The 25,282-nt window shown below is 42.0% G+C and carries 30 protein-coding genes and 1 other RNA gene; 13 read left to right on the top strand and 18 right to left on the bottom strand.

What is annotated here, in order from left to right:
- Position 1: 1 nt before the first annotated feature.
- Together INP83_RS16410 and INP83_RS16405 are read right to left on the bottom strand one after the other, a co-directional pair.
- Positions 2–280, bottom strand: a complete 279-nt coding sequence (locus INP83_RS16410) for a UBP-type zinc finger domain-containing protein (protein WP_219125112.1) — start codon at positions 278–280, stop codon at positions 2–4.
- Positions 281–326: 46 nt separating this feature from the next.
- Positions 327–683, bottom strand: coding sequence for a DUF3140 domain-containing protein (locus INP83_RS16405; RefSeq protein ID WP_219125111.1), 357 nt, complete (start codon positions 681–683; stop codon positions 327–329).
- Positions 684–801: 118 nt separating this feature from the next.
- Here INP83_RS16405 and INP83_RS16400 point away from each other — a divergent pair, with 118 nt between their 5' ends.
- A complete protein-coding gene (locus tag INP83_RS16400) occupies positions 802–2,058 on the top strand; it encodes a putative DNA modification/repair radical SAM protein (RefSeq protein WP_219125110.1) in 1,257 nt (418 codons plus the stop codon).
- The gene (locus INP83_RS16395; RefSeq protein WP_219125109.1) at positions 2,058–2,816 is read left to right on the top strand and encodes a TIGR03915 family putative DNA repair protein; all 759 of its coding nucleotides are present in this window, start codon (positions 2,058–2,060) and stop codon (positions 2,814–2,816) included. Before INP83_RS16400 ends, INP83_RS16395 begins: the two co-directional genes overlap by 1 nt.
- A 484-nt stretch (positions 2,817–3,300) precedes the next feature.
- On the opposite strand, the gene INP83_RS16390 is transcribed toward INP83_RS16395, so the two are convergent.
- Complete coding sequence (locus tag INP83_RS16390) at positions 3,301–3,564, bottom strand: hypothetical protein (protein WP_219125108.1); 264 nt, start codon at positions 3,562–3,564, stop codon at positions 3,301–3,303.
- Positions 3,565–3,819: 255 nt separating this feature from the next.
- Here INP83_RS16390 and INP83_RS16385 point away from each other — a divergent pair, with 255 nt between their 5' ends.
- Positions 3,820–5,169, top strand: coding sequence for a PhoH family protein (locus INP83_RS16385; protein WP_146269631.1), 1,350 nt, complete (start codon positions 3,820–3,822; stop codon positions 5,167–5,169).
- On the opposite strand, the gene INP83_RS16380 is transcribed toward INP83_RS16385, so the two are convergent.
- Positions 5,170–5,493, bottom strand: coding sequence for a hypothetical protein (locus INP83_RS16380; RefSeq protein ID WP_146269630.1), 324 nt, complete (start codon positions 5,491–5,493; stop codon positions 5,170–5,172).
- Positions 5,494–5,882: 389 nt separating this feature from the next.
- On the opposite strand from INP83_RS16380, the gene INP83_RS16375 reads away from it, so the two are divergent.
- Together INP83_RS16375 and INP83_RS16370 are read left to right on the top strand one after the other, a co-directional pair.
- Positions 5,883–6,077, top strand: coding sequence for a cold-shock protein (locus INP83_RS16375; protein WP_146269629.1), 195 nt, complete (start codon positions 5,883–5,885; stop codon positions 6,075–6,077).
- Positions 6,078–6,157: 80 nt separating this feature from the next.
- Positions 6,158–6,358, top strand: a complete 201-nt coding sequence (locus INP83_RS16370) for a hypothetical protein (RefSeq protein WP_146269628.1) — start codon at positions 6,158–6,160, stop codon at positions 6,356–6,358.
- On the opposite strand, the gene INP83_RS16365 is transcribed toward INP83_RS16370, so the two are convergent.
- Genes INP83_RS16365 through argB form a run of 3 tightly spaced genes read right to left on the bottom strand, consistent with a single transcriptional unit; the run spans position 6,352 to position 8,749 of the window.
- Positions 6,352–7,125 carry a GDSL-type esterase/lipase family protein gene (locus tag INP83_RS16365; RefSeq protein ID WP_219125107.1) on the bottom strand — a complete coding sequence of 258 codons (774 nt, stop codon included), beginning with the start codon at positions 7,123–7,125 and terminating at the stop codon, positions 6,352–6,354. The genes INP83_RS16370 and INP83_RS16365 overlap by 7 nt on opposite strands.
- A 9-nt stretch (positions 7,126–7,134) precedes the next feature.
- A complete protein-coding gene (gene proC, locus INP83_RS16360; protein WP_219125106.1) occupies positions 7,135–7,950 on the bottom strand; it encodes a pyrroline-5-carboxylate reductase in 816 nt (271 codons plus the stop codon).
- A gap of 7 nt (positions 7,951–7,957) precedes the next feature.
- Positions 7,958–8,749: an acetylglutamate kinase gene (gene argB, locus INP83_RS16355; RefSeq protein ID WP_219125105.1), complete on the bottom strand. Its 792-nt coding sequence runs from the start codon at positions 8,747–8,749 to the stop codon at positions 7,958–7,960.
- Between the two features lie 163 nt (positions 8,750–8,912).
- On the opposite strand from argB, the gene INP83_RS16350 reads away from it, so the two are divergent.
- Both INP83_RS16350 and INP83_RS16345 read left to right on the top strand, forming a co-directional pair.
- Complete coding sequence (locus INP83_RS16350; RefSeq protein ID WP_219125104.1) at positions 8,913–10,211, top strand: NAD(P)/FAD-dependent oxidoreductase; 1,299 nt, start codon at positions 8,913–8,915, stop codon at positions 10,209–10,211.
- A gap of 36 nt (positions 10,212–10,247) precedes the next feature.
- Positions 10,248–11,498 (top strand): sodium:proton antiporter, encoded by a 1,251-nt coding sequence (locus INP83_RS16345; RefSeq protein WP_219125103.1) that lies wholly within the window; start codon positions 10,248–10,250, stop codon positions 11,496–11,498.
- On the opposite strand, the gene INP83_RS16340 is transcribed toward INP83_RS16345, so the two are convergent.
- The 7 genes from INP83_RS16340 to INP83_RS16310 all read right to left on the bottom strand — a co-directional run bounded on the left by INP83_RS16340 (position 11,495) and on the right by INP83_RS16310 (position 17,723).
- The gene (locus INP83_RS16340; RefSeq protein WP_219125102.1) at positions 11,495–12,106 is read right to left on the bottom strand and encodes an FMN-binding negative transcriptional regulator; all 612 of its coding nucleotides are present in this window, start codon (positions 12,104–12,106) and stop codon (positions 11,495–11,497) included. The two genes, INP83_RS16345 and INP83_RS16340, sit on opposite strands and share 4 nt — an antisense overlap.
- Before the next feature lie 57 nt (positions 12,107–12,163).
- A complete protein-coding gene (locus tag INP83_RS16335) occupies positions 12,164–13,114 on the bottom strand; it encodes an acetylornithine carbamoyltransferase (protein WP_219125101.1) in 951 nt (316 codons plus the stop codon).
- A gap of 64 nt (positions 13,115–13,178) precedes the next feature.
- Positions 13,179–14,309, bottom strand: coding sequence for an aspartate aminotransferase family protein (locus INP83_RS16330; RefSeq protein ID WP_219125100.1), 1,131 nt, complete (start codon positions 14,307–14,309; stop codon positions 13,179–13,181).
- 107 nt (positions 14,310–14,416) lie between these two features.
- Positions 14,417–15,430: an N-acetyl-gamma-glutamyl-phosphate reductase gene (argC, locus tag INP83_RS16325; protein WP_219125099.1), complete on the bottom strand. Its 1,014-nt coding sequence runs from the start codon at positions 15,428–15,430 to the stop codon at positions 14,417–14,419.
- The gene (locus INP83_RS16320) at positions 15,411–15,761 is read right to left on the bottom strand and encodes a cupin domain-containing protein (RefSeq protein ID WP_219125098.1); all 351 of its coding nucleotides are present in this window, start codon (positions 15,759–15,761) and stop codon (positions 15,411–15,413) included. The genes argC and INP83_RS16320 overlap by 20 nt, the downstream gene beginning before the upstream one ends.
- A gap of 2 nt (positions 15,762–15,763) precedes the next feature.
- Positions 15,764–16,960, bottom strand: a complete 1,197-nt coding sequence (argG, locus tag INP83_RS16315) for an argininosuccinate synthase (RefSeq protein WP_146269617.1) — start codon at positions 16,958–16,960, stop codon at positions 15,764–15,766.
- Between the two features lie 109 nt (positions 16,961–17,069).
- Complete coding sequence (locus INP83_RS16310) at positions 17,070–17,723, bottom strand: GNAT family N-acetyltransferase (RefSeq protein WP_146269616.1); 654 nt, start codon at positions 17,721–17,723, stop codon at positions 17,070–17,072.
- Between the two features lie 435 nt (positions 17,724–18,158).
- Between INP83_RS16310 and INP83_RS16305 the strand changes: the two genes are divergently transcribed.
- From INP83_RS16305 to INP83_RS16295, 3 genes are all read left to right on the top strand, one after another.
- Complete coding sequence (locus INP83_RS16305; protein WP_219125097.1) at positions 18,159–18,665, top strand: 2'-5' RNA ligase family protein; 507 nt, start codon at positions 18,159–18,161, stop codon at positions 18,663–18,665.
- A gap of 92 nt (positions 18,666–18,757) precedes the next feature.
- Positions 18,758–18,856, top strand: an RNA gene (gene ffs / locus INP83_RS16300) — signal recognition particle sRNA small type.
- A gap of 111 nt (positions 18,857–18,967) precedes the next feature.
- Entirely contained in the window at positions 18,968–19,924 is a 957-nt protein-coding gene (locus tag INP83_RS16295; RefSeq protein WP_219127714.1) for a YpdA family putative bacillithiol disulfide reductase, read from the top strand.
- Between the two features lie 84 nt (positions 19,925–20,008).
- On the opposite strand, the gene INP83_RS16290 is transcribed toward INP83_RS16295, so the two are convergent.
- Positions 20,009–20,575 (bottom strand): 2'-5' RNA ligase family protein, encoded by a 567-nt coding sequence (locus INP83_RS16290; RefSeq protein WP_219125096.1) that lies wholly within the window; start codon positions 20,573–20,575, stop codon positions 20,009–20,011.
- Between the two features lies 1 nt (position 20,576).
- Entirely contained in the window at positions 20,577–21,179 is a 603-nt protein-coding gene (locus INP83_RS16285) for a 2'-5' RNA ligase family protein (protein WP_219125095.1), read from the bottom strand.
- A gap of 70 nt (positions 21,180–21,249) precedes the next feature.
- Between INP83_RS16285 and dinB the strand changes: the two genes are divergently transcribed.
- Together dinB and INP83_RS16275 are read left to right on the top strand one after the other, a co-directional pair.
- Positions 21,250–22,434 carry a DNA polymerase IV gene (gene dinB, locus INP83_RS16280; protein WP_219125094.1) on the top strand — a complete coding sequence of 395 codons (1,185 nt, stop codon included), beginning with the start codon at positions 21,250–21,252 and terminating at the stop codon, positions 22,432–22,434.
- 81 nt (positions 22,435–22,515) lie between these two features.
- Positions 22,516–23,268 carry a DUF481 domain-containing protein gene (locus INP83_RS16275; protein WP_219125093.1) on the top strand — a complete coding sequence of 251 codons (753 nt, stop codon included), beginning with the start codon at positions 22,516–22,518 and terminating at the stop codon, positions 23,266–23,268.
- 12 nt (positions 23,269–23,280) lie between these two features.
- Here the strand turns inward: INP83_RS16275 and INP83_RS16270 are convergent, their stop codons facing one another.
- Positions 23,281–24,081: a hypothetical protein gene (locus tag INP83_RS16270; RefSeq protein WP_219125092.1), complete on the bottom strand. Its 801-nt coding sequence runs from the start codon at positions 24,079–24,081 to the stop codon at positions 23,281–23,283.
- A 210-nt stretch (positions 24,082–24,291) separates the two neighbouring features.
- Here INP83_RS16270 and INP83_RS16265 point away from each other — a divergent pair, with 210 nt between their 5' ends.
- Entirely contained in the window at positions 24,292–24,837 is a 546-nt protein-coding gene (locus tag INP83_RS16265) for a hypothetical protein (protein ID WP_219125091.1), read from the top strand.
- Between the two features lie 147 nt (positions 24,838–24,984).
- Here INP83_RS16265 and INP83_RS16260 read toward each other — a convergent pair whose 3' ends face one another.
- The gene (locus tag INP83_RS16260) at positions 24,985–25,269 is read right to left on the bottom strand and encodes a GIY-YIG nuclease family protein (RefSeq protein ID WP_255563316.1); all 285 of its coding nucleotides are present in this window, start codon (positions 25,267–25,269) and stop codon (positions 24,985–24,987) included.
- Positions 25,270–25,282: the final 13 nt, after the last annotated feature.

Genomic DNA, 25,282 nt, shown 5'->3' with positions numbered 1-25,282 from the left:
ATCAATATTCTGCAAATTGTTCATCCGGATAGCACCAAAGCCAACGCTCACCGGGTTGCGCAGAGGCAATAACAGGGTGACTGCTGGCATTGTAATGCTTGGTCATGTGTTGTTCCGGCGATTGATCGCAGCAGCGTGTAACCCCGCAAGTTTGACAGGTACGTAAATGAAACCAGGTAGTACCTTGTTTTATGCATTCTACGCAAACGTGTTCGTCGCTTAATTTTATTTCGCTGATAGCTTGCAGGTGCTGGCAAAAGCCGGGATCTAAATCGGGCATATAGATAATGTTTGCCTAAATATAGTAAAGCTCAAAATATTGAGCTTTACTTTTTAGAAAAATCATGGCCCCAATTTTTCAGCGAGTAATCCCAATTAGAATCTATTGCATCCTTTGGCTTTTGAGCTAAATGTCGAGAAATATAACTGTGCACCTTGGCCATGTGTTTATAATCGGCCGCCGTTAGCTCACTTTTCTTTTTGTGCAGTATATCTATTATCCTTTCACCGGATTTATGACCAATAGATTCGCCGTCGCCGCTGTCCCATCCAACCTTTTTTGACTCATCGCTTTTTAGCCACTTTTCGAGTGCCGAGGCGCTCATGTTAACAACATCCTTAAATTCTTTGTAGGTCCTTTCGTCTTCCGCTTTTTGCTTATCGTTTTTTTCTGCAGTTTTCATAATCGTACAATTTATAGATGCGTAACCAACATCATACCATCGGTAACGCTATACTCCTAAAAAGATTAATAATATTTCTTTTTAATAATGCTAAAAATATTAGTATTTTTGGTTTGATATGGATGCAGACAGGATAACCGAAAAACTGAATATTTTAGCTGATGCAGCTAAGTATGATGTATCGTGCTCGAGCAGCGGCAGCAAGCGTAAAAACGAAAATAAGGGCCTTGGCAATGCCAGTAACGGTATTTGCCATTCCTACACGGAGGATGGCCGTTGCGTTTCACTCTTGAAGATCCTGCTCACCAATCATTGCATTTTTGATTGTGCGTATTGCGTTTCTCGGAAGAGTAACGATATAAAACGTGCTGCGTTTACCGTTCAGGAAGTGGTAGACCTTACCATTAATTTTTATAGGCGTAATTACATCGAAGGTTTATTTCTAAGTTCAGGTATTTTTAAAGATGCTGATTTTACCATGGAGCGTTTGGTGCGCGTGGCGAAGAAACTAAGGTTGGAGCATAACTTTCATGGTTATATCCACCTTAAATCTATACCTGGTGCCAGTGACGAACTGATGAACGAGGCGGGGCTTTATGCCGACAGATTAAGCGTTAATTTGGAAATGCCTACAGAGGCCGGTTTAAAGTTGCTGGCACCCGATAAGAGTCATCTGGAAATGATAAAGCCGATGGGTTATCTTAAAAACGCCATAATTAAACATACCGAAGAGAAAAAGCTGTTTAAGAAAGCGCCAGTATTTGCGCCTGCCGGGCAAAGCACTCAAGTAATTATTGGTGCAACGCCTGAAGATGACAACCAAATACTGCACTCTGCTAATTATTTTTATAAGAACTTTAAGCTAAAACGGGTTTACTATTCAGGTTATGTGCCTGTATTGGAAGATAGCCGATTACCTGCACTTAATACCAGCGTACCCATGGTACGCGAGAACAGGCTTTACCAGGCAGATTGGCTGATGCGCAATTATGGCTTTCATGTAAGCGAAATTGTTAACAATCATCAGCCGCACCTTGATTTGGACATTGATCCTAAATTAAGTTGGGCCATCAGGAATATGCATGAATTTCCGATAGATGTCAATCGCGCCGACCTCAAAATGATATTGCGTGTACCGGGCATTGGCGTATTATCTGCTCAGAAGATCGTGAGCGCGCGCAAGTTCGGAAAACTGAACTGGGAACATTTGAAAAGAATGGGCGTAAGTGTTAATCGGGCTAAGTATTTTATTACCTGCCAAAGCAAGGAGTTTGAGCGCCGGGACTTAACCGGTAACGCCATCAAACAATTTATTCTGGCTACATCGCACAGCAAATACATCAAAAATGTTCACACCCAGCTTAACCTATTTTAATGACCACGCTTATTTACGACGGTACTTTTGAAGGATTGTTAACAGCAGTTTTTGATGTTTATGCACATAAACTGAATGTAGTTAGATTGCATCAGGGTGAGGGGTTAGAGGGGGCACTATTTGACGAAAAGATGCAGGTTATTACTGACGAAAATCGCGCGGCCCGTGTGCTTAAAGCCCTTAAGCTTAAGTTATCAACCCTTGGCGTTCAACGTTTATATGCAGCGCATTTAGCTGAAATGGCCGGAGAGGATAATAATTTGCTTGGCTTTATTCGTTACGCGATTGATACGGATGAAAACATAGAAGAAGATTACGGAAATAGATACGTGATGCGGGTATCAGAAATGGTGCGTATGGTAAGGCGCGAAAAACATCGTATGGAAGCCTTTATTCGTTTTCAAAAACTGCGCGACGGATCTTTCTACGCTGCTATTGAGCCGGATTTTAATGTGTTGCCATTACTAATAAAACATTTTAGAAGCCGTTACGCCGATATGAAGTGGATGATCTATGACCTTCGACGTAAGTATGGTATTTATTACGATCTGCATGATACACAATTTATAACGCTTGATTTTACCGAAAACAATCGCCATACAGACATAGTCGCCGCTTATACTGAAGATGAAGGCATGTACCAAAACCTTTGGAAAAATTATTTCAAGAGCGTTAACATCGCTTCGCGCAAAAACACCAAGCTGCATGTGAGGCATATCCCCAAACGATACTGGAAACATCTTACGGAGAAGATATAGTTACTCAACATTGGAAAGGCTTTCTCACGCGTCATTTCGAGGAACGAAACAATCTCCCTTAAGGACAAGAGCAGCTATGTACGGTTCGGAAACTTCATATTTGCTCGCAATAACGCTGATTAATTGCTCGTTCAAAGTGACAAATTCAACCATAGTGTTAGTAATCGTAGGTGTTAACAAACTAATTAAAATTGCCAAATTACCTTAAATCTCCTGTTGATAACCATTGAATAAATGTTAATAAAGTGTTTAAATAAAACACTTGACAGGGGTACCAAAAAGTTCCGATATTGTAAATATCAAGAACGACGTACTTTGACAGCCTCACAGGATAACACAAACTGAATCGGGTGAACTTTTGGGCGAACTAAAGATCAGGGACGTGCCTGAATTACGAAAAGGAGCAAAGAGCTACGGCACTTTACCTGGAAGGTAATTAGCGGGGTATTATCAAATAGCCAAACAATTCTACGGAAAAAATGGCTTAGATAATGATCGCACCAGGAATCGGCGTTAGCGTAACAACGAGAAATCGGTATTCACTACAGAAAAAGATGATCAGTGTTGCACGGAATGATGGCAGGGTCGACTTCCCCTCGGGAGGATAGGGCAGATCAGCATCCGCAAACATTAAGGCTGCCAGGCTCGCAAGAGCAGGGACATAGCGAAGGTTTGGCAGGGTATGATAAAGCACCTCCGCAAGGTAACAGACAATGTGCATTGTATACGTACCAACAAAGTGATCCATCGGTATTCGCAGGGATAAAAGATAGATCAGCGTTCGGAGTATAACAACGAGGAGAGCGGGTCGGTTAAAGATCACACAAAACTTGATGCTTCATAGCGGCTATGGCCAATATGAGGGAAGGAAAAACGGAGGTCGTTTCGCAAGAGAGGCTTCCGTTTTCCATTTTATATACCTGTTGTAGTTACTGATTCCAATCAAACATTTAGCAGCACAACATTTAAACATCTCACAACTATTTCGTTATTTTAGCCTTCTATGAAGGAATCTACAGGAAAAACAGACGGAAAAAAGAAAATATTTGTGCTGGATACCTCGGTTATCCTGTACGACCATAACGCCTTCGAAAATTTCCAGGAACATGACGTTGCTATCCCTATCCAAGTGCTGGAAGAGCTGGACAACATGAAAACCGGAAACGACACGCGCAACTTTGAGGCGCGTAGTTTTATCCGCATCATGGATGATCTGGCTAAGAACCGTCTCATCAATCAATGGTTGCCACTAAATGGTAAAAGTCATGGCCAGTTTAAAGTAGTTTTAGATACCAAAAATACCAGCGCCGATGCCGAACTGGTTTTCGGCTCGGATAAAACGGACCACCGCATACTTAATGCTGCCCTCGGCGTACAATTTGAACATCCCGACAGGAAAGTGATTTTGGTATCAAAAGATATTTGCTTGCGCCTCAAAGCAAAGGCGTTAAACTTGTTCGCAGAGGATTACGAAACAGGTAAGGTTAAAAACCTGGAAGAGTTGTATAGTGGTAAAACCACTCTCAATAAAATCACAGAGAAAGTTTTAAGTAAGCTTAACAAACAAGAATCTATTGGTGCAGAGGTCGTTAACATACCCGAAAATGCGGGTAATCATTTTATTATACTTAACGGTAAAAACGGCACCACAGCGGCGTTCTATAATTCGCAGAGTAAAACGGTCGAGAAAGTTAATGAGCAGCCTGTATTGAATATAGAGCCCCGTAACCTTGAACAGGCCTTTGCCATACATGCTTTGCTTCACCCGGATATTAAACTGGTTACCATACAGGGTAACGCAGGCACAGGCAAAACCTTGCTGGCCCTTGCCAGCGCTTTGGAGCAACGCAAAAACTACCGGCAAATATTTGTTACCCGCCCAACCATCCCGCTTAGCAACCGGGATATAGGTTTTTTACCGGGCGATGTATCTTCAAAGATAGACCCCTATATGGCACCGATATGGGACAATCTTAAATTTATAAAAGACCAGTTTGTAGAGGATGCCAAAATGCAGGCTAAATTGGATGAATTGGTCACTAATGATAAAATATCCATTACTCCGCTGGCCTTTATAAGAGGGCGTACGCTAAGTAAGATCTTCTTCATAGTAGATGAGGCTCAAAATCTTACACCGCATGAAGTTAAAACCATTATCTCAAGGGCAGGGGAGAACAGTAAATTTGTTTTTACGGGCGATATTTACCAGATAGATACCCCATACCTTGATGCCGAAAGTAACGGCCTGTCATATCTTATTGATAAAGCAAAGGGACATCCGCTTTACGCGCACATTACCCTGCAAAAAGGTGAACGCAGTGAACTTGCAAATCTTGCGAACGAACTTTTATAGTTAATTACGCGGGCGCTTGGGATTATAGGCAACCAAATACTGCAGTTCATCTAAATTGATGGTTTGTTTATTCGCTGCCTCTTCTTCCTGCGTAAGCGGCAGGTTTAGCTTGGTTTTTATAGAGTGTAATACCTGAAGCAGTATATCCGGCGAAATTTTTGCTACATTATTGGGATAAAAATCACGCTGGATCCTGGTTTTGCCTACAGTACTTTGCATACTTAATTCCCAGTTCTCCTCTGGTTTAAAGCCGTGTTCTTTTGCAAGATTTGTCAGGTCATATACATACCTGCTGGTTTCAAATATTATATCTTTATCAGTCATGTTATTTCTTTTTAACAGGTATAACTGCGGACACTGAATTTTTTCCGGACTGATAATCAGACTGTTTTTTATTGACGTTAACAGATGGCGCTTTCTTGTTCTCTTTTGAACTTTTTTCTCTTTACTCATTATATATAAGTTAAATTTTAAACGGCAGAAAATATTCAACCGCTTCGTTTTGCAGCGAAATGCAACTAAGGAGGTTTTTAAAGGTAGTCTTTATATATTGAAAATCAGTGCATTTCATTTTTAAGAATTAACGCTTGCGGATAAGTTGTTACCATTCAGTAATATAGCTTCTGTAAATATTTAAAACAACGTTAAATAATTTTATTTTAAGTAAAAGGCGGATTTTATTGACTACATTGCGTACTTAATTAAAAATAATAATGCAAAAAGAAGGAACAGTAAAGTTTTTCAATGCCACTAAAGGTTTTGGATTCATTTCTCAGAGTGAAAGCAGAAGCGATGTTTTTGTACACTCGACTGGCCTCATTGACGAAATTCGTGAAAACGATAAAGTAACGTTTGATGTAGAAGAAGGCAAAAAAGGCCTTACCGCGGTAAATGTAAAAGTAATTTAAAAAATCACTATAAAATTTAATCGTAGCACCTGTCTAACCGGCAGGTGCTTTTTATTTCATTTAAACCCGATATATAAAATATGGCTAAATCACAAGCAACATTTATGAAGAAACAACTGGAAAAAAATCGCCAGAAAAAGAAAGAAGATAAAGCACAGCGCAAGCAAGAACGCAAAGAAAATGGTACTGGCGCAGATGATATAGCTTACGTTGATGAATTTGGTAACCTAACCTCTACACCACCCACTCAAAAACAAAAATCTGCCGACGAAGATCAGTAGAGCTGATTACCGATAACCTTAGCCAAAGCCTTTCCCCAGTTTTGGCCTAATATTTTTGCACCCTCTTTATTGGGATGCAGGTAAAATACACCCTGATGGCCTTGTTCGGGTATAAAAAGGTGTAGATAGTCCTTTTTAAAATCAGCAAAGCCATTTGTGTAACCCAAATATACATGGTTGGGGTTGGCTGTGTTGTAATGCTTTACTAAAGCATCTATCTGAGGATAGTAAAGCTGCAAACGATCCAAACCCTCCTGCAAATACATCGCACCGTTATAGGTATTGGGGCTGTAATAAATAGGGGAGTTGAAAACTATTTTGCTATTGGGGTAAAGTTTTAAAATGCTATCGGCAATTGTGCTTAGGTTTTTGAGATATTGTTCAGGAGAGACCGGCGCTCCATAAGGTCCATTAATAGCGCTATCATTAGTGCCCAGCATAACTGAGAATATCAACTGTGCAGAGTTGTCTCTGTAATAAACATCGGCATCTTTCACCACCTTTTCAAAGTCAGGTTCACCCGGTAAGAAATTTTTAGTGGTGTATCCGCTCACCCCTCGGTTGGCCTGTATGAATTGAATTCCTTGAAATTTCTCTTTCAGGAAATTCAGCGCATAAACCGAAGGCTGCAACCCGGCATTATTTTGGCCGTAAGTGATGCTATCGCCGATAAAAACAATATTAACTTTAGATGGTCGGGTTACCGTAAAAGCAAGTAATCCTAATGAAAATATGGTGATCGCGGCTCTTTTAAGATATGTTTTCATAACTATGCTTTATTCGCTTTTGTAAAGCGCACCTGCTTTTTCGGCTGAAGTTTTGATGCCCTTAATTAGTGCCGAACTGAAACCGTTATGTTCCATCTCGTTCAGTCCGGCTATGGTGCAACCCTTTGGAGAGGTAACCTTGTCTATTTCCTGCTCGGGATGTGATGCCAGTTGCAGTAATAGATCTGCAGCACCTTTTGCCGTCTGTGCAGCCATTTTAAGCGCATCATGTGCATGAAAACCAATTTCGGTGCCGCCTTGCGATGCCGCACGTATAGAACGCAGGAAAAAGGCAATACCGCAAGCACATAAGGCCGTTGCTGATGTCATCAACTCCTCGTTTATCTGGATGCTGACACCTACAGTATCGAAAAGTGATTTTACCAAACTGATATTCTCTGCAGAAGCAGTGTCTGTAGCAATACAGGTCATGCTATGGCCAATAGCGATAGCGGTATTGGGCATAGCGCGTATCACCTCAACATCAAGCCCCAGTTGATTGCGGATATCCTGGCAACTTACCCCAGATACCACAGAGATGAGCAAATGCTTACCATAAGTAACAGCTGGTTTTATCTCATCAAGCAACTTATTTAGTTGTTGCGGCAATATGGCCAGGACAACAATATTAGCTTTGGTAACGGCTTCAGCATTATTGGCTGTAACGTTATAACCCTCAATAGCAATATGATCTAAAGCCGCCACGTTGCGGCGCGTTAGCGTAATTTGCGACGGCGCAAAAATGCCCGCTTTTACCAACCCCTTGGCTAAAGCCAAACCAATATTACCGCTGCCTAAGATAGCTATGTGTTTTTTTGTTTCCATGTGTGTTTTATTCGCTTAAACGTGTACCAAAGGCATGTTTGCCTTTCAATTGCCCCAGGTCGTCAGAATGGCCGATGACTACAGCCTTAACCCCGCAAGATATGGCTGCAAAGGCATTATCCAGCTTAGGGATCATGCCGCTGTGTATTACCTGTTCTTGTTTGAGTTTATGATAACGTTCAGGGTTGATCTCCCTGATCAATGATTCATCGTCGTTAACATCGTGCAATACGCCTTTCTTTTCAAAACAATAGATGAGCGTGGTTTCATACTTCTCCGCAAGCGCTACAGCCAGTGCTGAGGCAATAGTATCTGCATTTGTATTAAGCAATTGGCCTTCGCCATCGTGCGTTAAGGCACAAAAAACAGGGGTAAAGCCTCCATCAAGCAATTTGGCGATATTGTCAGCATTAACAGAATCTTCTTTAAGATCACCCACAAAGCCATAATCAATGGTTTTTACCGGGCGCTTTTGTGCGTGTATCATGTTACCATCGGCACCGGTAAGGCCAATAGCATTATTGCCGTATCGCTGCAATTGGGCTACAATGTTTTTGTTGATCAAACCGCCGTAAACCATGGTTACAATGCGCAAGGTATCAATATCAGTTATGCGGCGGCCATCAATCATTTTAGCTTCAATACCCATACTTTCAGAGATCTGGGTAGCAACTTTGCCGCCACCGTGTATCAAGATCTTATGGCCATCAAGTGCGGTAAAATCCTTTAGAAACCTGTGCAGGTTTTCAGAATTATCAATTACGTTACCACCAATTTTAATTACATGAAGCGCTTGCATATTATTTACTATAGGAGTTCGGTAGCAATAATAGCTATTTTATGGTTGTAAGAATAATTTACTTGCTATTGTAAAAATACCTTCATTTAAAACACATAACTGCTTAGCATGTTAGCAATATTCATCAGGGTTTGTAGCTTAGATGCACAAGGCCATTGTTGCTATGAATAAACAGGAAAACAAACAACCACGAGTTATAATTATAGGCGGAGGATTTGGCGGGGTACAATTAGCAAAAAAATTAAAAGATGCACCTGTAGATGTGCTGCTCTTAGATAAACATAATTATCACACCTTTCAGCCACTTTTATACCAGGTGGCCACAGGTGCAATTGAGGCCGATTCTATAGGTTTTCCAATCAGGCGAATTTTCAGCAGGCAAAAGAACTTTACTTTTCATTTGGCCAGCGTTAACAATATCGATACCAAAACCAATACAGTAGAAACCGATGCCGGTAATTACACTTATGATTACCTGGTAATAGCTACGGGGGCTAACACTAATTTCTTTGGCAACCAGGAACTTGAGCATTATGCGATGCCCATGAAAAATATTGCAGAAGCTTTAAACATCCGCAGTTTGATGTTGCAAAACCTAGAGAAGGCACTGGTAACTTCAGATAAAGCGGAACGTGATGCCTTGCTTACTTTCGTAATAGTTGGCGGAGGGCCAACCGGGGTGGAGCTTGCCGGAGCGATATCAGAGCTGCGAAAATACATTCTTTGCAAAGACTATCCTGGCTTGTGCAATGCTGATATGAAGGTTTATTTGGTAGAGGGCAAGCCAGAATTGTTAGCCGCTATGTCATCAGAAGCTTCGTTAAAGGCAAAGCAATTTTTAAAAGAGATGGATGTGAGCATACATACCGGTGTTCACGTATCAAGTTACAACGGGTCTATTTTAAAAATAGACGACGGTACGGTTATTCAAACTCGCAATGTTTTGTGGGCTGCCGGTGTAAAAGGCGAAGTACCCAACGGTATGCCCGAAGAAACAGTTGCAAAAGGTGGCAGGTTGATCACCGACGACATTAACCGCGTAAAAGGCTACAGCAATATTTTTGCGATAGGTGATGTTTCATTTGTACAAACGGATGCTAATCCGGCCGGCTACCCCGGGGTAGCGCAGGTGGCCCTGCAGCAGGGTAAGCATTTGGCAAAAAACCTCCGGAACATTATCGAGGGTAAACCGACAACGCCATTTGCATATCACGATCTGGGTACCATGGCCACCATTGGCCGTAATAAAGCGGTAGCCGACCTTAAGAAATTTAAGTTTCAGGGCTTTTTTGCATGGTTGTTGTGGATGTTTGTACACTTGTTATCGTTAGCCGGATTTAGCAATAAAGCGATTGTTTTCTTAAATTGGGCTATAAACTATCTAACCCGCAACAGTGATAACAGGTTAGTGATCCGATACTTTAAAACCGATACCATGACCGTGGATCCCGTCCCTCGTTAGGATGGCTTTCAGTGAAGGTATCTTCAAACCACGTAAATGCATCTCTTCTTTATAATTGCGCTACTCGTAATTTTAAGCGCCCTGTACTCATATATAAATGCCCGTTGGCTTAAGCTGCCCGGTACTATCGGCATTATGTCCTTAGCTATCATTGGGTCGCTAATTACCATCGTAATAGACAAGTTAGACCCAAACATTGCAGACTATCTTACCATGCTGGCTAAAAATATCAACTTCTCCAGAACGGTATTAAATATTTTGCTGGGGTTTTTGTTGTTTGCAAGCGCTTTTAACCTGGATAAAAAGCGTCTGAAAAAGGAGATGAGGCCGGTTTTTGTGTTGAGTACTATAGGCGTTATCATATCTACTGCAATATTTGGTTCGTTACTGTATTTCATAACCGATCTGCTTAAGATAGATATGCCTTACATATACTGCCTGCTATTCGGAGCACTTATTTCACCAACTGATCCGGTTGCAGTAAGTGCTATTATCACCGGGTCTAAGCTGCCAAACAATCTGGAAACGATTATATCAGGCGAATCATTGTTTAATGACGGTATAGGGCTGGTACTTTTTATTACGCTATTGGAGATCACGCAATCAGGCGTTAACAATGTTGATTTTGGTAAAGCAGTAATACTTTTTGTGCAGGAAGTATTTGGAGGTATTGCTTTGGGTGCAATCACCGGATTTTTAGCACACAGGCTGATGAAATCGATAGATGATTTTCAAACCGTGGTATTAGTTTCGTTCGCTTTGGTTATGGCTAATTCTTTGATAGCTACTTACCTGCACCTGTCTATTCCTTTGGCTGTGGTTACTGCCGGGCTGTTTGCAGGTGGTCGTTCTATCAATGTTGATAAGACTGACCGCTCGCACCAGGCGCTTGAAAAATTCTGGACCTTGATAGACGAACTGCTGAATACTATGCTGTTTGTTATGATAGGCTTGCAAATGGTGAATTTTCCATTTTTACAGCATTACTGGCTATCGGGGGCCTTGGGTATAGCCCTTATCCTGATAGCACGCTGGGGAAGCATTATGTTACCTTTAACCTTTTTGCGCAGAAGTCTTAACGTTAATTATGGCAGCATCAATATATTAACATGGGCGGGTTTGCGTGGTGGTATCTCCATAGCTTTGGCGCTTTCCCTGCCAACATCTGAATACAAACATTTTATACTCGCCGGAACTTATTTTATTGTGATATTCTCAATCATCGTCCAGGGATTAACACTTAATAAGGTTATCAATGCCATTTACAAAAATGGCCCAGAGAGTTAATGTTTTAATTGCTTCATGTAATCCGCAATTTCTTTTTCATTGTCGGTTTCTGAGCTGTCTAAATTATTGATTATGTTTTGCTGCTCAATCGCACTGCGGTTTTGGCTTAGTTTATATTTGGCTTGCAGATCCGTCACCACAAGCTCAAAAGCTACAATGCCATTCATCATTTTGTGCTTATAATCGCCTGGCAATCTGTTCCACTGTTTTAAATAATCCTGCTCATAAGTGCTGATGGTTTTAGCCAGCAGGGCGCCTACAGCCGTTTCGTCTTTTATCAGTTTGGCTTTGCCGTAAGCATGTATAGCTATATAGTTCCAGGTAGGTACATTTGTTTCTTTCTCGTAATTCTTTGGCGAAATGTAAGCATGTGGCTCGGTGAATATCACTAAAGATGGTCCCTGCTCAATTGCGTTAACCTGCGTATTTGCTTTCGCAAAATGTGAGAGCAATACAACCTCATCACCACGCTCTTCAATCGCAAAAGGCAGGTGTGTTGCCTCTGGTATGCGGTTCAATACCGTCACTATTGGAGCAAAGGCATACTTTCGCATAAAGTGGATAGCTTGCTGCTTTTCAGTTATTTGGAAGTGTTTAGGTATATACATTTTTGCAAATAATCGGGAAATATAAGAGTCAGAAGTGAAGACAGTCGTGGACGCTTACTATAAAGCTTCCAACATCTGTTTTAATACTGCCTGCGCGGCCCAAACACGGTTGCCAGCTTCATGTACTACGATAGAACGCGGGCCATCTAATATCTCTGATGAGAGCTCCAGATCCCGGCGAACGGGAAGGCAATGCATTACCATTGATTGGGGGGCAAGCTCATCCAATTTGGCGTTGGTTAGCATCCAATCTTTATTGCCGTTGGTAACAGCGCCATAAGGTTCATAAGCCGACCAGTTTTTTACATAGATGAAATCTGCATCTTTTAATGCTTCTTCCTGATTAATTGTTATAGTTGCTCCCTCAGTAAATTGTTCTGAAAGGGCATATCCTTCGGGATGTGTTACCACAAAATCAACATCTGCTTTGCACATCCATTCTGCAAATGAGTTAGGCACTGCCTGCGGAAGTGCTTTGATGTGTGGGGCCCATGTCAACACCACTTTTGGGCGTGACCTGGTTTTTAATTCCTCGATGGTAACCAGGTCGGCAAGGCTTTGCAGCGGGTGGCGTGTAGCAGACTCCAGGCTAACAACAGGTACCTTACAAAACTCAACAAACTTATTAAATATGCTTTCGCTGTAATCTTCATCACGGTCTTGTAAACCTGGAAACGAGCGCACTCCAATGATGTCAGAATATTCACCCATCACTGCCGCAGCCTCGCGGATGTGCTCTACGGTAGTACCATTCATAATTACATTATCACGCAATTCTAAAGCCCATCCTTCTTTATCGATGTTAAGTACTATAACGTTCATACCCAAATTCATGGCTGCCTTTTGGGTGCTCATGCGTGTACGCAGGCTGGGATTAAGAAAAACCAGGCTTATGGTTTTGTTTTTGCCCAAATGCTGGTTAGCAAACGGATCTTTTTTTGCCGCTAAAGCCTGTTTTACCAGTGCCTGTAGATCAGTAACATCATTTACAGAAGAGAAGAGTTTCATGAGCCTTGTTTTGCGTTATTCAAATCCTCCTTAAAAGAAGAGGGCTTGAATAGCGTATAATTTATTATGCGTTATTTAAAGTTGCGTCAAATGCCTCCAGGAACCTATCTGCGTAAGTTTTAGTTAAATTAAGTGCAGGTAAGAGCCTGATAACGTTTGGTTTAGCCTCTCCGGTAAAGATATGGTGCTTAAACAACAGATCTTTTTTCACATTAGATAATTCTTCCGGAAGATCAATGCCTATCATTAAACCCCTGCCGCGCACCTCTTTCACCTGATCAAATTTCTTAAGCTCTGTTATCAGATAATCGCCGATCTCTGCGGCGTTTTGCATCAGGTTATCTTGTTCAATAACTTCAAGAACGGCTAAGCCTGCTGCACAAGCCAGGTGATTACCACCGAACGTAGTACCTAACATACCATAGGCAGGCGCTATCTTTGGCGAAATAATGATACCGCCGACCGGGAAGCCATTACCCATGCCTTTAGCCATTGAATAAATGTCAGCGTTGACACCGGCAAAATCGTGTGAGAAAAATTTACCTGTACGGCCATAACCACATTGCACGGAATCAGCTATGAAAACAGCGTTATGTTCGTCACAAAGTGATCTTATTTTTTGAAGGAAGTTAACCGCGGCAACTTGTATGCCGCCAACACCTTGTATGCCTTCAATGATAACTGAAGATACCTCGTGTTCTTTAAAAGCTTGCTCAAGAGCTGCCTCATCGTTCCACGGAAGAAAAACCACGTTATCGGTTTCATTTACCGGTGCAACAATTTTGGGGTTATCGGTGGCAGCCACCGCCAACGATGTGCGGCCGTGGAAAGCTTTTTTAAACGCAATTATTTTCTTTTTACCATTGTAAAATGATGCAAGTTTTAGAGCGTTCTCATTTGCTTCAGCGCCCGAATTACAAAGGAATAGCTGATAATCTTCTTTGCCAGAAACACGGCCAAGTTTCTCTGCAAGTTGCTTTTGCAACGGTATCTCAATTGAGTTTGAATAAAAGCCTATCTGGTGCAGTTGATCCTCCAAACGTTTTACGTAATGTGGATTAGTGTGACCGATTGATATTACCGCATGGCCGCCATAAAGGTCAAGGTATTCTGTGCCTTTATCATCATAAACCAGGCTTCCCTGGCCTTTAATTATATTGATCGGATTGATTGGATATACGTCGAATAATTTCATTATACTGAGGTAAAAGGTTAACGGCGAAAGAATAAAGGTTTTGTCTTCCTTGTTGATGATTGGAATGGGGTCACCTTTCGCCTTTGACCTTTATCCGTTCATCCTAATTAAAATGCCACCCCCTTCAGTCGTAATCCGGCGCTCTCGTTCAGGCCAAACATTAAGTTCATGTTTTGTACTGCCTGGCCGGATGCGCCTTTAAGTAAGTTGTCCATAATACTGATAATAAATACCTTATTATCAAATACCTTAACCTGTATAAAGCATTTGTTTGTGTTTACGATCTGCTTAAGGTCAATATCTTTGTTAGTTACATGTGTAAACGGGTGCTCCGCATAGTAATCATGGTAAAGCTTTAATGCTTCTGCTTCGGTAAGGTTGCTTTCCGTATACATGGATGCAATAATGCCACGGGTAAAATCGCCACGATATGGTATAAAATTTAGAGTCCCCCAACCCCCTGAAGGGGGAGTAAAAGTATTTGCAGCCTGATTAAGCGATTGGCCGATCTCGTTTAGGTGTTGGTGAGTAAAAGCCTTGTAAACAGATAGGTTATCGTTTCTCCATGTAAAGTGTGAAGTAGGTGACAAGCCTTGACCGGCACCGGTTGAACCAGTTGTAGCGGTGATATGTACCTCGTTTTTTAGTAAACCTTTTGATGCTAAAGGCAGCAGGCCTAATTGTAAACAGGTAGCAAAGCAACCAGGATTAGCGATGTTATCAGCTGATTTTATGGCATCTCTATTCAACTCGGGCAAGCCGTATGTAAAGTTTTTGCTTTTGATTGTTGAATTTTGATTCAGCCTGAAATCCTGACTTAGATCTATAACCTTAATGTGATCGGGAATTTGATTTGCCTCTAAAAACTTACGCGCATCGCCATGGCCAACACAAAGGAACAGCACATCAACGTTGTTTGATAGTTCAGCCGAAAACTTAAGGTCGGTATCCCCAAACAGGTCTTTATGAACATCATAAACATAGTTGCCCGCATTGCTGTTGCTGTGAACAAAAATGATGTCAACGTTGGGGTGATTGATCAATATCCGCAGCATTTCGCCACCGGTGTAACCGGCACCGCCAATAATGCCTGCTTTTATATTAGAGGTTAATTCTGTCATTTTTAGTAGATGGTGAGGAATAAAGGATAAACTCAAGGTCGCTGCTTTCTCTATTACTAATAAAATGCTGCTGACCTGGTTTTATCTCGATACCTTGCTCCGGTTTCAAAATGCTTATCTCGCCGTTAATGGTAAAAGTTGCTCTGCCTTTCAGCACAAAGAAAAACTGTGAAGCCTTCTCGTGATAATGCAGTTGCTCAGATGTATCAGGAGGCATCAATTCTTGTTTTATTGATAGCGCATCTGTGTCAACGTAGTTCCAGCCATAGCAGTCATCACCCCATTTGTAGGTGCTTAAGCATTCGCTTCTCGAAAAAATGGGGTTTGCCATAATTAGTCCTGTCCGTTTACTTTGTGATATATCATCACCTGGTTGCCAAATATCTTGCTGAAGCCTTTTACATCTTCGCCGCTCCATGCGTTGTTCATTTCGCCATAGCTGCCAAATTTATTGCTCATCAGGTCATGATCTGATTCGATACCAACAACCTGGAAGCGATACGGATGTAACTCAACAAATACTTTACCACTAACCTGTTTTTGGGTATCCGTTAGAAAAGCCTCAATGTTACGCATGATTGGATCATGAAACTGACCTTCATGCAACCAGTTGCCATAAAAAGAAGATAACTGGTCTTTCCATGATAACTGCCATTTAGTAAGAACATGTTTTTCCAGGGTGTGGTGCGCTTTAATGATCACCATTGGAGCAGCGGCTTCAAAACCAACGCGGCCTTTAATGCCGATGATAGTGTCACCAACGTGGATATCCCTGCCTATACCGTAGGGCTGTGCAATGGCTTGCAAAATTTGTATGGCTTTAGTTGGATGATCATAATGCGTCCCGTCAATAGCTTTCAATTCGCCTTTCTCAAAAACTAACTCGAGCGTTTTTGGCTCTGAACTGGTAACTTGTGTTGGCCACGCATCCTCGGGCAGGCCAAGATGTGATGTAAGGGTTTCCTTACCACCCACAGATGTTCCCCAAATACCTTTATTGATGGAGTACTTTGCTTTTTCAAAATTCATCTCTACACCATGTTTTTTCAGGTATTCTATTTCCTCCTCGCGGCTAAGTTTCAAGTCGCGTATAGGTGTAATGATCTGCACCTCGGGAACAAGGATGTTAAAGATCATATCAAACCTTACCTGATCGTTACCCGCACCGGTACTGCCGTGGGCGACCGCAACGGCGCCAATTTCTTTTGCATAGTTGGCAATGGCTGTAGCCTGACTCACGCGCTCGGCACTAACCGATAGCGGGTAAGTATTATTCTTTAGCACGTTACCGTAAATAAGGTAACGTACGCAGGTATTGTAAAAGTTTTCGGTCTCATCAACCACGTGGTGTGATGTAACACCCATCTGGTAAGCACGTTCTTCAACGTTTTTCAGCTCTTCTTCGCTAAAACCACCGGTATTAACAATTACTGAGTGCACTTCATAACCCAGGTCGCGTGTTAAATAAATACAGCAGAAAGATGTATCTAATCCGCCGCTGTATGCCAATACTACTTTTTGTTTGTCCATTGTTGTTTTCTCATGGTACAGATGCCGCGTGGCATCTGATGTTATCTAAAACGCGGTCACCGCGTGTTGTATTCTTTTTTGGGGGAGAAGCGAAGCGACGCAGCTCTTATTAATGCACGGTTACCAGTTTCTCCATTCTCCGCTTAATTGCTGCTTCTATGCGCTCTAAAAGCGTCGCTTTGTGCGTTATCTTTTTCATCTTCTCTTCGTATTGCTTTTGCACTTCTTCCGGGTCAAAAAGCATGGCCGTGCACATGCAATTCTTTCGGTTCTTGCTCATTAAGATATCGTAGTTAACGCAGCTTTTGCAACCTTTCCAGAAATCTTCGTCTTGGGTTAGTTCAGAATAGGTGACAGGCTCATAACCCAAATCTGAATTGATCTTCATTACAGCCAAACCGGTAGTCAAACCGAATATTTTTGCATTGGGATATTTTTTGCGTGATAACTTAAATATTTCTTTTTTGATAGCTTTAGCCAAACCTACCTTGCGAAATATCGGACTTACAACCAGGCCGGAGTTGGCAACAAAATCGCCGTGGCTCCAGGTTTCGATGTAGCAAAAACCTGCCCATGTGCCATCTTTGTGCAAAGCGATAACAGCTTTGCCTTCCAGCATCTTATTGGCAACATACTCTGGCGAACGCTGTGCAATACCGGTACCGCGTGCCTTTGCAGACTCGGCCATTTCATCACATATCATAGCGGCATAGTCTGCGTGCTGTGCAGATGCTACAATTATATCAAAATCTTGTATGGTCATTATTATAGGGAAATACCGTTAAATTATTGGCCTTTTTAGCCTTATAATTAGAGAAACATTGTTTAAAGAAGTTTGATCTTCTTTCCGGTTGATTGATGATTAAATATCAATTCAAACCCTTGGTATAAACAATCGTCGTCGGTTAGGAGGGAAGAACAAAACAACAGACATTAAAGCAGTGATAGCAGGCGCAATTACTGACCTGATATTCATTCTGTTTATGTTTTGTTTTTTCATTTTAATTAAAAGATGGGTTGCTTTTTAAAATTTGTGCAAATTATTGCATTAAATTTTATTTATGCAAGAAAAACTTCGATAATTTACACCTCAACTTAAAACATTACAATACGGAAATATTAATATAACTCACAAAATGCGTGTAAGCATTGATTGGTGGTAGAAACGTTCGGCACGAGTATTGTTTCTTGGTGAAATATGCATGCCGATCCATTATTATTAACATTAAAGATAGACAACAAAACACAAGAATATTTTGATGCCCTGCGCAAGCAGTATTTCCCTTCCGATCGCAACTGGCTTGATGCTCATGTTATGCTTTTTCATCAATTGCCTGCGGGTGAACAGCAAATATTAGGCGATATTGCTGATATCGCCGCATCTACATCCGTTTTTGAAATGGATATCACCAGCCCCAAACACATCGGCAGGGGCGTGGCCTATAAGATAGAATCACCACAACTGCTGATGATGCACAAACACATGCAGGCACTTTGGGAACAATGGCTTATCCCGCAGGATAAGCATACCCTTTGGCCACATATTACGATACAAAACAAGGTAGATCCTGTAGTTGCACAATCAACATTACTTAAAGTTTCTGATCACTTTGAGCCGTTTAAAGCGGTAACCCAAGGCTTAACCCTTTGGGAATACAAGGGTGGTCCATGGGAATTTGTAGACGAATGGCTTTTCAAAGGCTAAATAAAGATTCTCATAATCAGGTGAGTAACGTTAAGATTGGCCTTTTTTAACATTTTCTTAATCAAAAACGCATCTTTTTCTATCTTTGCCCCGGGTAAGTCTTTTACGGCCAGCTCCTCTTGAACTCCCCCAGGGTGGGAACGCAGCAAGGGTAGAGAGTTGAGCGGCGCGATAAAAGTAGCTTACCCATTTTTTATGCCCAAAAATTCGGTTTGGGCCGTAATAGTCTCCTCAAATTCATAATTGTAAATTAAGCACCCTTTACTAAGCATTCCTCGGATGTGCTGCTTATATTAGCTGCCATGCTTGATATATTGATCATTGGTGGTGGCCCTATTGGTATTGCTTGCGGTTTGGTGGCTCAAAAAGCCGGACTAAGCTTTGTAATTGTTGAAAAGGGTTGCCTGGTTAATTCGCTGTACAATTACCCGTCTACCATGACCTTCTTCTCCACATCAGAAAAGCTGGAGATAGGAGGAATCCCGTTTGTTACCATCAACAACAAGCCTACACGTGCCGAAGCTTTGGAATATTACCGCCGCGTTGCCGTATCTAATCAGTTGCCTATTAATTTGTTTGAAGAGATAACCGGCGTTAAGCCCGTAGACGGTGGGTATGAGATCACATCAGCTAAGCAAACTTACCAGGCAAAAAAGGTAATTCTTTCTACCGGGTTTTATGATATTGCGGTTAACCTTGATATCCCTGGCGAAGACCTGCCAAAGGTTAAACATTACTACAAAGACCCGCACTACTATGCCATGCAGAACATTGTGGTAGTGGGCAGCAGCAACTCTGCCATTGATGTGGCCCTGGAAACCTACCGCAAGGGGGCTAATGTTACCCTGGTAGTACGCGATAGCGAGATCAGTCACCGGGTTAAGTATTGGGTGAGGCCGGATATCATTAACCGCATTAAGGAAGGAACCGTTAAGGCTTACTTTAACAGCAACCTTGCAGCTATCCGCGAAACGGAGGTAGACATTGATACCCCCGATGGCCGTGTCACCATCCCCAATGATTTTGTGATGGCCATGACCGGTTACAAGCCCAATTTTGAGTTTTTAGCTAAGCTTGGCATCAATCTCACTGCCGATAAGTTCATACCCGAATACAACCCGCAAACGATGGAGACAAACCAGCCGGGCTTATACCTTGCGGGCGTAGTATGTGGTGGGTTGGATACCCATTTGTGGTTCATAGAGAACTCGCGCATACATGCAGACATGATAATTAACGATATTTTGGCGAAAAAGTAGGTGTTCACGTTCACGGCATGAACACTTGTGAACATCGTGAACGCCTGTGAACGCTGACAGAATTTTGTCAGTCGGTATTTAAAGCTAATTGCCTTTTCTAAGTGAAATATCTTTATACAGCTGATATGGCCCGGCCTGGTTGCTGGGTTTATGCAGTACGGTTATGTTCCTTACAGTGAAGCGGTCTTTAAAGTCGATCTTCTGAAAATGCGGCCAAAGGATGTTGAAGGACGCGGTTGGTATTTTGCGGGCAATGGTGATATGCGGCTTTAATTTTTGCTTCGTTGGGAAGATCTTTTCAAAAAAGCTGAACCAGCGCATGGTTACCGGATCAAGCTCGAGTGCGGCGCATATGGTACGGTGCTGGTCGCCGTGCTGCAGGTACTCGAAACCCTTTACTTTTAAACTGATTGCAGGCACGTTTCCCAAAATGCTTTGTATCACGCGGTAGTAATCATCATAATTAAAGGAAGTGGCAGAGGTATTTTCATCAAATACCAAAGCTGGGAACGAGATATGCGCCCTCGAGTTCATGCTTGCAAACTGGCCGATGTGTTTGGCACATGCGCGTTTAAAACGCATAATGTGCGCGTTGCTCTCGTCCGGTAACGAGATCAGGTTCATAAACATCATTTGCCGCACGTCCGTCATCTTAAAACAAATTCATCTGTTCGTTACTATCGGCCTTATCAGTCGTATCCACAAACCCTTTGTTGCTTCTAAAAACAATACGCTTCACCGTTTGCGGTTTAGCGAAAGGCTCAAAGGTTTCTCGCCGCGTTATAACAAGCTCATTGGCCCAAAACGGTTCCATCCAGCGTTTGTGCCTAAAATGGGGCCACAACGTATTAAACTGTTCATTTGAAATGTTGCGGCAAACCGTTACATGCGGCAAAAAAACTTTTTTGATACCCAGGTTCTTCCTCATCAATTCAAACCAATCATCAACGGCAGGCGTGTTCCTTATGGCTGCATAAATTGTTTTTTTATTGTGCAGGTGCTCAAAGTATTTAAATCCATCAATATGCAACAATATGGGCGGCATAATGGCCAGGCGCTGCTCTAAACGATTTAAAGTATTCTCTGCAAAATAAGGTTTCTGGCGTTCGGCTGTCATAACGCTGATATGCGCATTAGAGTTCATGCTGCTGAAATCGCCAATGTGTTTAGCCGAGGCTTTTTTGTAGCGCGCAACTTCGTCAATAACAGGTTGCGGTGGCGATAATAAGAAAAGATAGTCGGCGTAACCTGTCATTTTGATGTGAATTGGTAGACAAATTTTGCTAATTATTTTAGCAAATAAAAATAAATTTTCATATTTGTGTATGGATGCAAAGCGCTACATCGTCCACATTGATCTCGACTCTTTCTTTGTTTCCGTTGAGCGAAAGTTTGATCCTTCGCTTATTGGCAAGCCGGTAATTATCGGCGGTTCAAAGGACAGGGGAGTGGTAGCATCTGCAAGTTATGAGGCCCGCGCTTATGGCATCCATTCGGCAATGCCTACCAGGCAGGCGCTTAAGCTTTGTCCGCATGCTATTGTAGTGCGCGGCACGCATGGGCGCTATTCAGATGCCTCGCGTGAGGTAACGCAGATCATCCATGATATGGTGCCGCTGTACCAAAAATCGTCGGTAGATGAGTTCTATATCGACCTTACCGGGATGGACAGGTTCTACGATCCCTATAAACTGGCTACCGAGCTACGGCAAAAAGTTATCCGAGATACCGGCCTGCCAATCTCATTCGGTATGGCATCAAGCAAAACACTGGCAAAAATGGCTACTAACAGTGCTAAGCCTAACGGACAGCTTTGGATACCGCATGGTAAAGAGAAAGAGTTTTTAGCGCCGCTGAATATTCGAAAAATACCCGGACTGGGCGAAAGCACTTGTCAGAAACTATACCAGTACGGACTGGAGAAAATAGGCGACCTGCAGCGCGTAAACCTTAAGTTTTTAGAAGCCGTTTTTGGGAAAATGGGTTTGTTTATTTACAACAAGGCCAACGGGATTGACGATAGCGAGGTTGCACCGCACGGCGACAGGAAATCCATCTCTACTGAACATACCTTTGAAAGCGACATTAAAGATCAGCGTACGCTGGAGAATATCCTGATAGCCATGACGGAAGAACTGGCAGGCAAACTGCGCCGCGAGAACAAGCTGGCATCATGCCTGGCCATCAAGATCCGTTATGCTAATTTTGAGACCCATACCCAGCAGCAAAAGATTGCTTTTACGGCCGCAGAACATATCCTAATACCCGGCATAAAAAACCTGCTGCATAAAGCCTGGAACCACCACCGGCCCATCAGGCTGATAGGCGTACGATTAAGCAACCTGTGCAGCGGTAGCTACCAGATCAATTTATTTGAGGATAACGAGGAGCGCATACGGCTTTACCAGGCCATGGATGATATCAATTTCAGGTTTGGCGATAAAACCATTTGCCGCGCATCGGGCATGGAAATAGGGGCGCGAACGTTTAACCCGTTCCTGGCGAAATAGGCGATGTAATTTGTTCCTCATCATATCTGATAGACATTTCCGCAAACCATCCCGCTAAAAATATTGTTGCCTTTAAAGCTTATGGGAATAAAAAGGCCGTATTTAATAACCCTTATCGCAGCTGCCGTTTGTTTGCTGCTTGGCAACAAAACCTTTGCGCAGTTTAACGACAGCACATTTTACCACACCGCTTTCCAGTCTACCGGCTCTATCAATAAAACCCGCGATGGCAGTGCTTACCTGCTCAACAATGGCTTAAAGTTTAATGTAAAGCGTAAGGATATTTCGCTCAACTTTAATAACAGTTGGGTGTATGGCAAGCAGAACGGCATTTTAAGCAATAATGATTTTTCGTCGTCTTTAGACTTTAACCTGTATAAAGGAATCTCGCATTTTTACTATTGGGGATTAGCCAATTACAATACCAGCTACTCGCTTAAGATAAACAACCAGTTGCTTACCGGTGCCGGTATAGCCTATAACTTTTTAGACAGCAAAAATAACTACCTTAACCTGAGCGAAGGCGTGCTTTTTGACACCAGCGACCTGATCCTGCCCGATAACACACGCGATGAGTACACAACCTTCCGCAACTCGCTGCGGCTGCAGTTCAGGTTTAACATAGGGGATAGGGTCGTGCTCGATGGTTCTAACTTTCTACAAAACTCCTTTGACCGTGGCAGCGACTTCAATATCCGCTCAACCACCAACCTGTCCTTTAAACTACAAAGCTGGCTGGCGCTAACCACCTCGCTCAACTACAACCGCGTAAACCGAACGCTAAGCGAAAATTTGCTGTTTACTTATGGATTGACTTTGGAGAAGTGGTTTTAATGAGAAGTTTTATCAGCTAAGCTGTGACTTTCGTTTCCTTTCGGTTAGCCATACTCCCAATGCAAGGCTTACCGGTATCAAGAGGAATATAGATACCTTGGATATGATGTGTGAGGTTTCACTGTCCTGGAGCAAACCTACAGCTCCGTAAAAACCGAACAAGGCGCCGCTGGTAAGTATAGCCGTAACAACACGTCGGGCAGCTGATTGCGGGGAAATAATTTGAAGCGCTTCAGGCGCGAAAAGTATAAGGAAATGTAGCAGAATGAGAATGAACAGAACACCAAGCGTTGAACAGATGCCCCAGGGCGAGATATTGAATCCTTTGGCAAGTGTATACATATCGCCCGACTTCCCAAACGTTCGCACCGGAACGTAATCGATCAAATTACCTACGCTGGCTACACATAGCCAATAGCTGAAATATAAAAGGTATTTTCGGTTACGTCGCTTGCCATAATAAAAAGACCACAGACTAAGCGGGTAAGTAATTATAAGGTTCCCGATGAGCAGCCCAGCGAGCGCAATAAAGCCGGCCTGGTGCCCGTGGCCGCTTGAGAAGATAGGCGCGTAGTTTACATTCTCATCCATTTGGATCTGGATAAGCACGTTAGCCAGATCAGCGTTTCCGTAGTTTAAAGCCAGGGGATTACTTTTCCAGCCGAGTATCCAGGCAGTAAAGGCATGCGCATATTCGTGCGGAAAAAAAGCAACCGCGTGCGCAAACCAAAGAATAGCAAGGGTTGCAAAAATGAAAGCTATCCAACTTTTACCCGGAAGCCAATCAGTTTTTTCATTGTGTAAGGTGTTCATTGTTAACAATGATATGGAATTTTCGGAGTTTAATCGACGTTGGTTTGTCAAGAATTATTTGGGCGTTGCCTAATTGTTAGGTTTGAATTTAAACAAGCTTTTTTACTGTAATCTTGAACTTTTTAAACAATATGGAATAATGAAAATCTTTTTACAAATCAATGGATGATAAAACTTTATCTTTAATCTTAAACTTATCACAAAAATTTGATGAATAATAAAAACAGGAAAAGAAGTCTATCATCCGCTGCCAACAGCGGTCAATCTAGCGATAAATTGAACGAAAATCTGAGTAACGATAATTTGGATCCAAAAAAGAAGCATGAATTGTCCGATTTGGTAAAACTCTCGCTTCCGCTTATAATTGTAGTAATCGGTTGGGTTGTAAGTAGCGTTAGCACCAGCTACGCAAATAGACAAAATAAATTGGTAGAGCTTAAAAACCAATATTTGGGAAATGCTTTTTTATCTATAGAAAGGGCCGTGGCTGCTCGACAGGAAGGGAGGGAGGATCAAAGTATTGAATATTTACAAGAAGCAAATATGTATTTAACTTTTTTTGGTAGTCATGAACAGATTGAAATGTTTATTAATGATGTGAGAGATGTTAAAGATTCTAAACTTGGAGGGGTGAAAAGCTTTGATAATATAAGTAACTCGTTGAGAAACGAAATTAGAGATAGGCTAGGAATCGAGCCTGATACCAGTAAAATATTAGTGATAAGTAATTCAAAATTGCTACAGAAAGCTAATTGAGCGTATTATTTCCGAAAATCAACAAATTATTTATTCTGGTTCATTCCCATGCAAAATAAAATCCCCGTAACTCATTAATTTACAAGGATCAATCGACGTCTGTCGTACTTATAGCCGGACTTGGTCCACAATAAAAAATAATTCGTTTTATTTGTACTTTACTTTCAGCTTTTCAGTAATCTCAGAATACTTTTTAAGATTCTCTATGTAAATTCTGCTTTTCATTCGCTTTATATGCAATTCTATTGAACGTGCCTGCTCGTAGTTAAGCTCATTGATAGACCAATACAATTTCCAATCGGTAGCCTTTGTAGTGAAGCTTTTTTCAAATTCTTTGCTTAAATGTTGGTCCAATCTATTTAATAGGTCTTTGCAACTCCCAACGTAAAATTTTTTGAGTGTTTTGGAGTATAGTATATAAACAAAAGCCATGTTTCGAAGATAA

The organism is Mucilaginibacter sp. 21P (assembly GCF_019331605.1).
Classification (GTDB): Bacteria; Bacteroidota; Bacteroidia; order Sphingobacteriales; family Sphingobacteriaceae; genus Mucilaginibacter; species Mucilaginibacter achroorhodeus.
Note: the sequence above shows the minus strand (reverse complement) of the source record. Positions and strands in the feature narration are given on the sequence as shown.

Excerpts from the sequence above, each read along its gene's own strand:
- INP83_RS16410 (WP_219125112.1), bottom strand. The coding sequence starts at position 280 with ATGCCCGATTTAGATCCCGGCTTTTGCCAGCACCTGCAAGCTATCAGC.
- INP83_RS16405 (WP_219125111.1), bottom strand. The coding sequence starts at position 683 with ATGAAAACTGCAGAAAAAAACGATAAGCAAAAAGCGGAAGACGAAAGG.
- INP83_RS16400 (WP_219125110.1), top strand. The coding sequence starts at position 802 with ATGGATGCAGACAGGATAACCGAAAAACTGAATATTTTAGCTGATGCA.
- INP83_RS16395 (WP_219125109.1), top strand. The coding sequence starts at position 2,058 with ATGACCACGCTTATTTACGACGGTACTTTTGAAGGATTGTTAACAGCA.
- INP83_RS16390 (WP_219125108.1), bottom strand. The coding sequence starts at position 3,564 with ATGGATCACTTTGTTGGTACGTATACAATGCACATTGTCTGTTACCTT.
- INP83_RS16385 (WP_146269631.1), top strand. The coding sequence starts at position 3,820 with ATGAAGGAATCTACAGGAAAAACAGACGGAAAAAAGAAAATATTTGTG.
- INP83_RS16380 (WP_146269630.1), bottom strand. The coding sequence starts at position 5,493 with ATGACTGATAAAGATATAATATTTGAAACCAGCAGGTATGTATATGAC.
- INP83_RS16375 (WP_146269629.1), top strand. The coding sequence starts at position 5,883 with ATGCAAAAAGAAGGAACAGTAAAGTTTTTCAATGCCACTAAAGGTTTT.
- INP83_RS16370 (WP_146269628.1), top strand. The coding sequence starts at position 6,158 with ATGGCTAAATCACAAGCAACATTTATGAAGAAACAACTGGAAAAAAAT.
- INP83_RS16365 (WP_219125107.1), bottom strand. The coding sequence starts at position 7,125 with ATGAAAACATATCTTAAAAGAGCCGCGATCACCATATTTTCATTAGGA.
- proC (WP_219125106.1), bottom strand. The coding sequence starts at position 7,950 with ATGGAAACAAAAAAACACATAGCTATCTTAGGCAGCGGTAATATTGGT.
- argB (WP_219125105.1), bottom strand. The coding sequence starts at position 8,749 with ATGCAAGCGCTTCATGTAATTAAAATTGGTGGTAACGTAATTGATAAT.
- INP83_RS16350 (WP_219125104.1), top strand. The coding sequence starts at position 8,913 with ATGAATAAACAGGAAAACAAACAACCACGAGTTATAATTATAGGCGGA.
- INP83_RS16345 (WP_219125103.1), top strand. The coding sequence starts at position 10,248 with ATGCATCTCTTCTTTATAATTGCGCTACTCGTAATTTTAAGCGCCCTG.
- INP83_RS16340 (WP_219125102.1), bottom strand. The coding sequence starts at position 12,106 with ATGTATATACCTAAACACTTCCAAATAACTGAAAAGCAGCAAGCTATC.
- INP83_RS16335 (WP_219125101.1), bottom strand. The coding sequence starts at position 13,114 with ATGAAACTCTTCTCTTCTGTAAATGATGTTACTGATCTACAGGCACTG.
- INP83_RS16330 (WP_219125100.1), bottom strand. The coding sequence starts at position 14,309 with ATGAAATTATTCGACGTATATCCAATCAATCCGATCAATATAATTAAA.
- argC (WP_219125099.1), bottom strand. The coding sequence starts at position 15,430 with ATGACAGAATTAACCTCTAATATAAAAGCAGGCATTATTGGCGGTGCC.
- INP83_RS16320 (WP_219125098.1), bottom strand. The coding sequence starts at position 15,761 with ATGGCAAACCCCATTTTTTCGAGAAGCGAATGCTTAAGCACCTACAAA.
- argG (WP_146269617.1), bottom strand. The coding sequence starts at position 16,960 with ATGGACAAACAAAAAGTAGTATTGGCATACAGCGGCGGATTAGATACA.
- INP83_RS16310 (WP_146269616.1), bottom strand. The coding sequence starts at position 17,723 with ATGACCATACAAGATTTTGATATAATTGTAGCATCTGCACAGCACGCA.
- INP83_RS16305 (WP_219125097.1), top strand. The coding sequence starts at position 18,159 with ATGCATGCCGATCCATTATTATTAACATTAAAGATAGACAACAAAACA.
- INP83_RS16295 (WP_219127714.1), top strand. The coding sequence starts at position 18,968 with ATGCTTGATATATTGATCATTGGTGGTGGCCCTATTGGTATTGCTTGC.
- INP83_RS16290 (WP_219125096.1), bottom strand. The coding sequence starts at position 20,575 with ATGACGGACGTGCGGCAAATGATGTTTATGAACCTGATCTCGTTACCG.
- INP83_RS16285 (WP_219125095.1), bottom strand. The coding sequence starts at position 21,179 with ATGACAGGTTACGCCGACTATCTTTTCTTATTATCGCCACCGCAACCT.
- dinB (WP_219125094.1), top strand. The coding sequence starts at position 21,250 with ATGGATGCAAAGCGCTACATCGTCCACATTGATCTCGACTCTTTCTTT.
- INP83_RS16275 (WP_219125093.1), top strand. The coding sequence starts at position 22,516 with ATGGGAATAAAAAGGCCGTATTTAATAACCCTTATCGCAGCTGCCGTT.
- INP83_RS16270 (WP_219125092.1), bottom strand. The coding sequence starts at position 24,081 with ATGAACACCTTACACAATGAAAAAACTGATTGGCTTCCGGGTAAAAGT.
- INP83_RS16265 (WP_219125091.1), top strand. The coding sequence starts at position 24,292 with ATGAATAATAAAAACAGGAAAAGAAGTCTATCATCCGCTGCCAACAGC.
- INP83_RS16260 (WP_255563316.1), bottom strand. The coding sequence starts at position 25,269 with ATGGCTTTTGTTTATATACTATACTCCAAAACACTCAAAAAATTTTAC.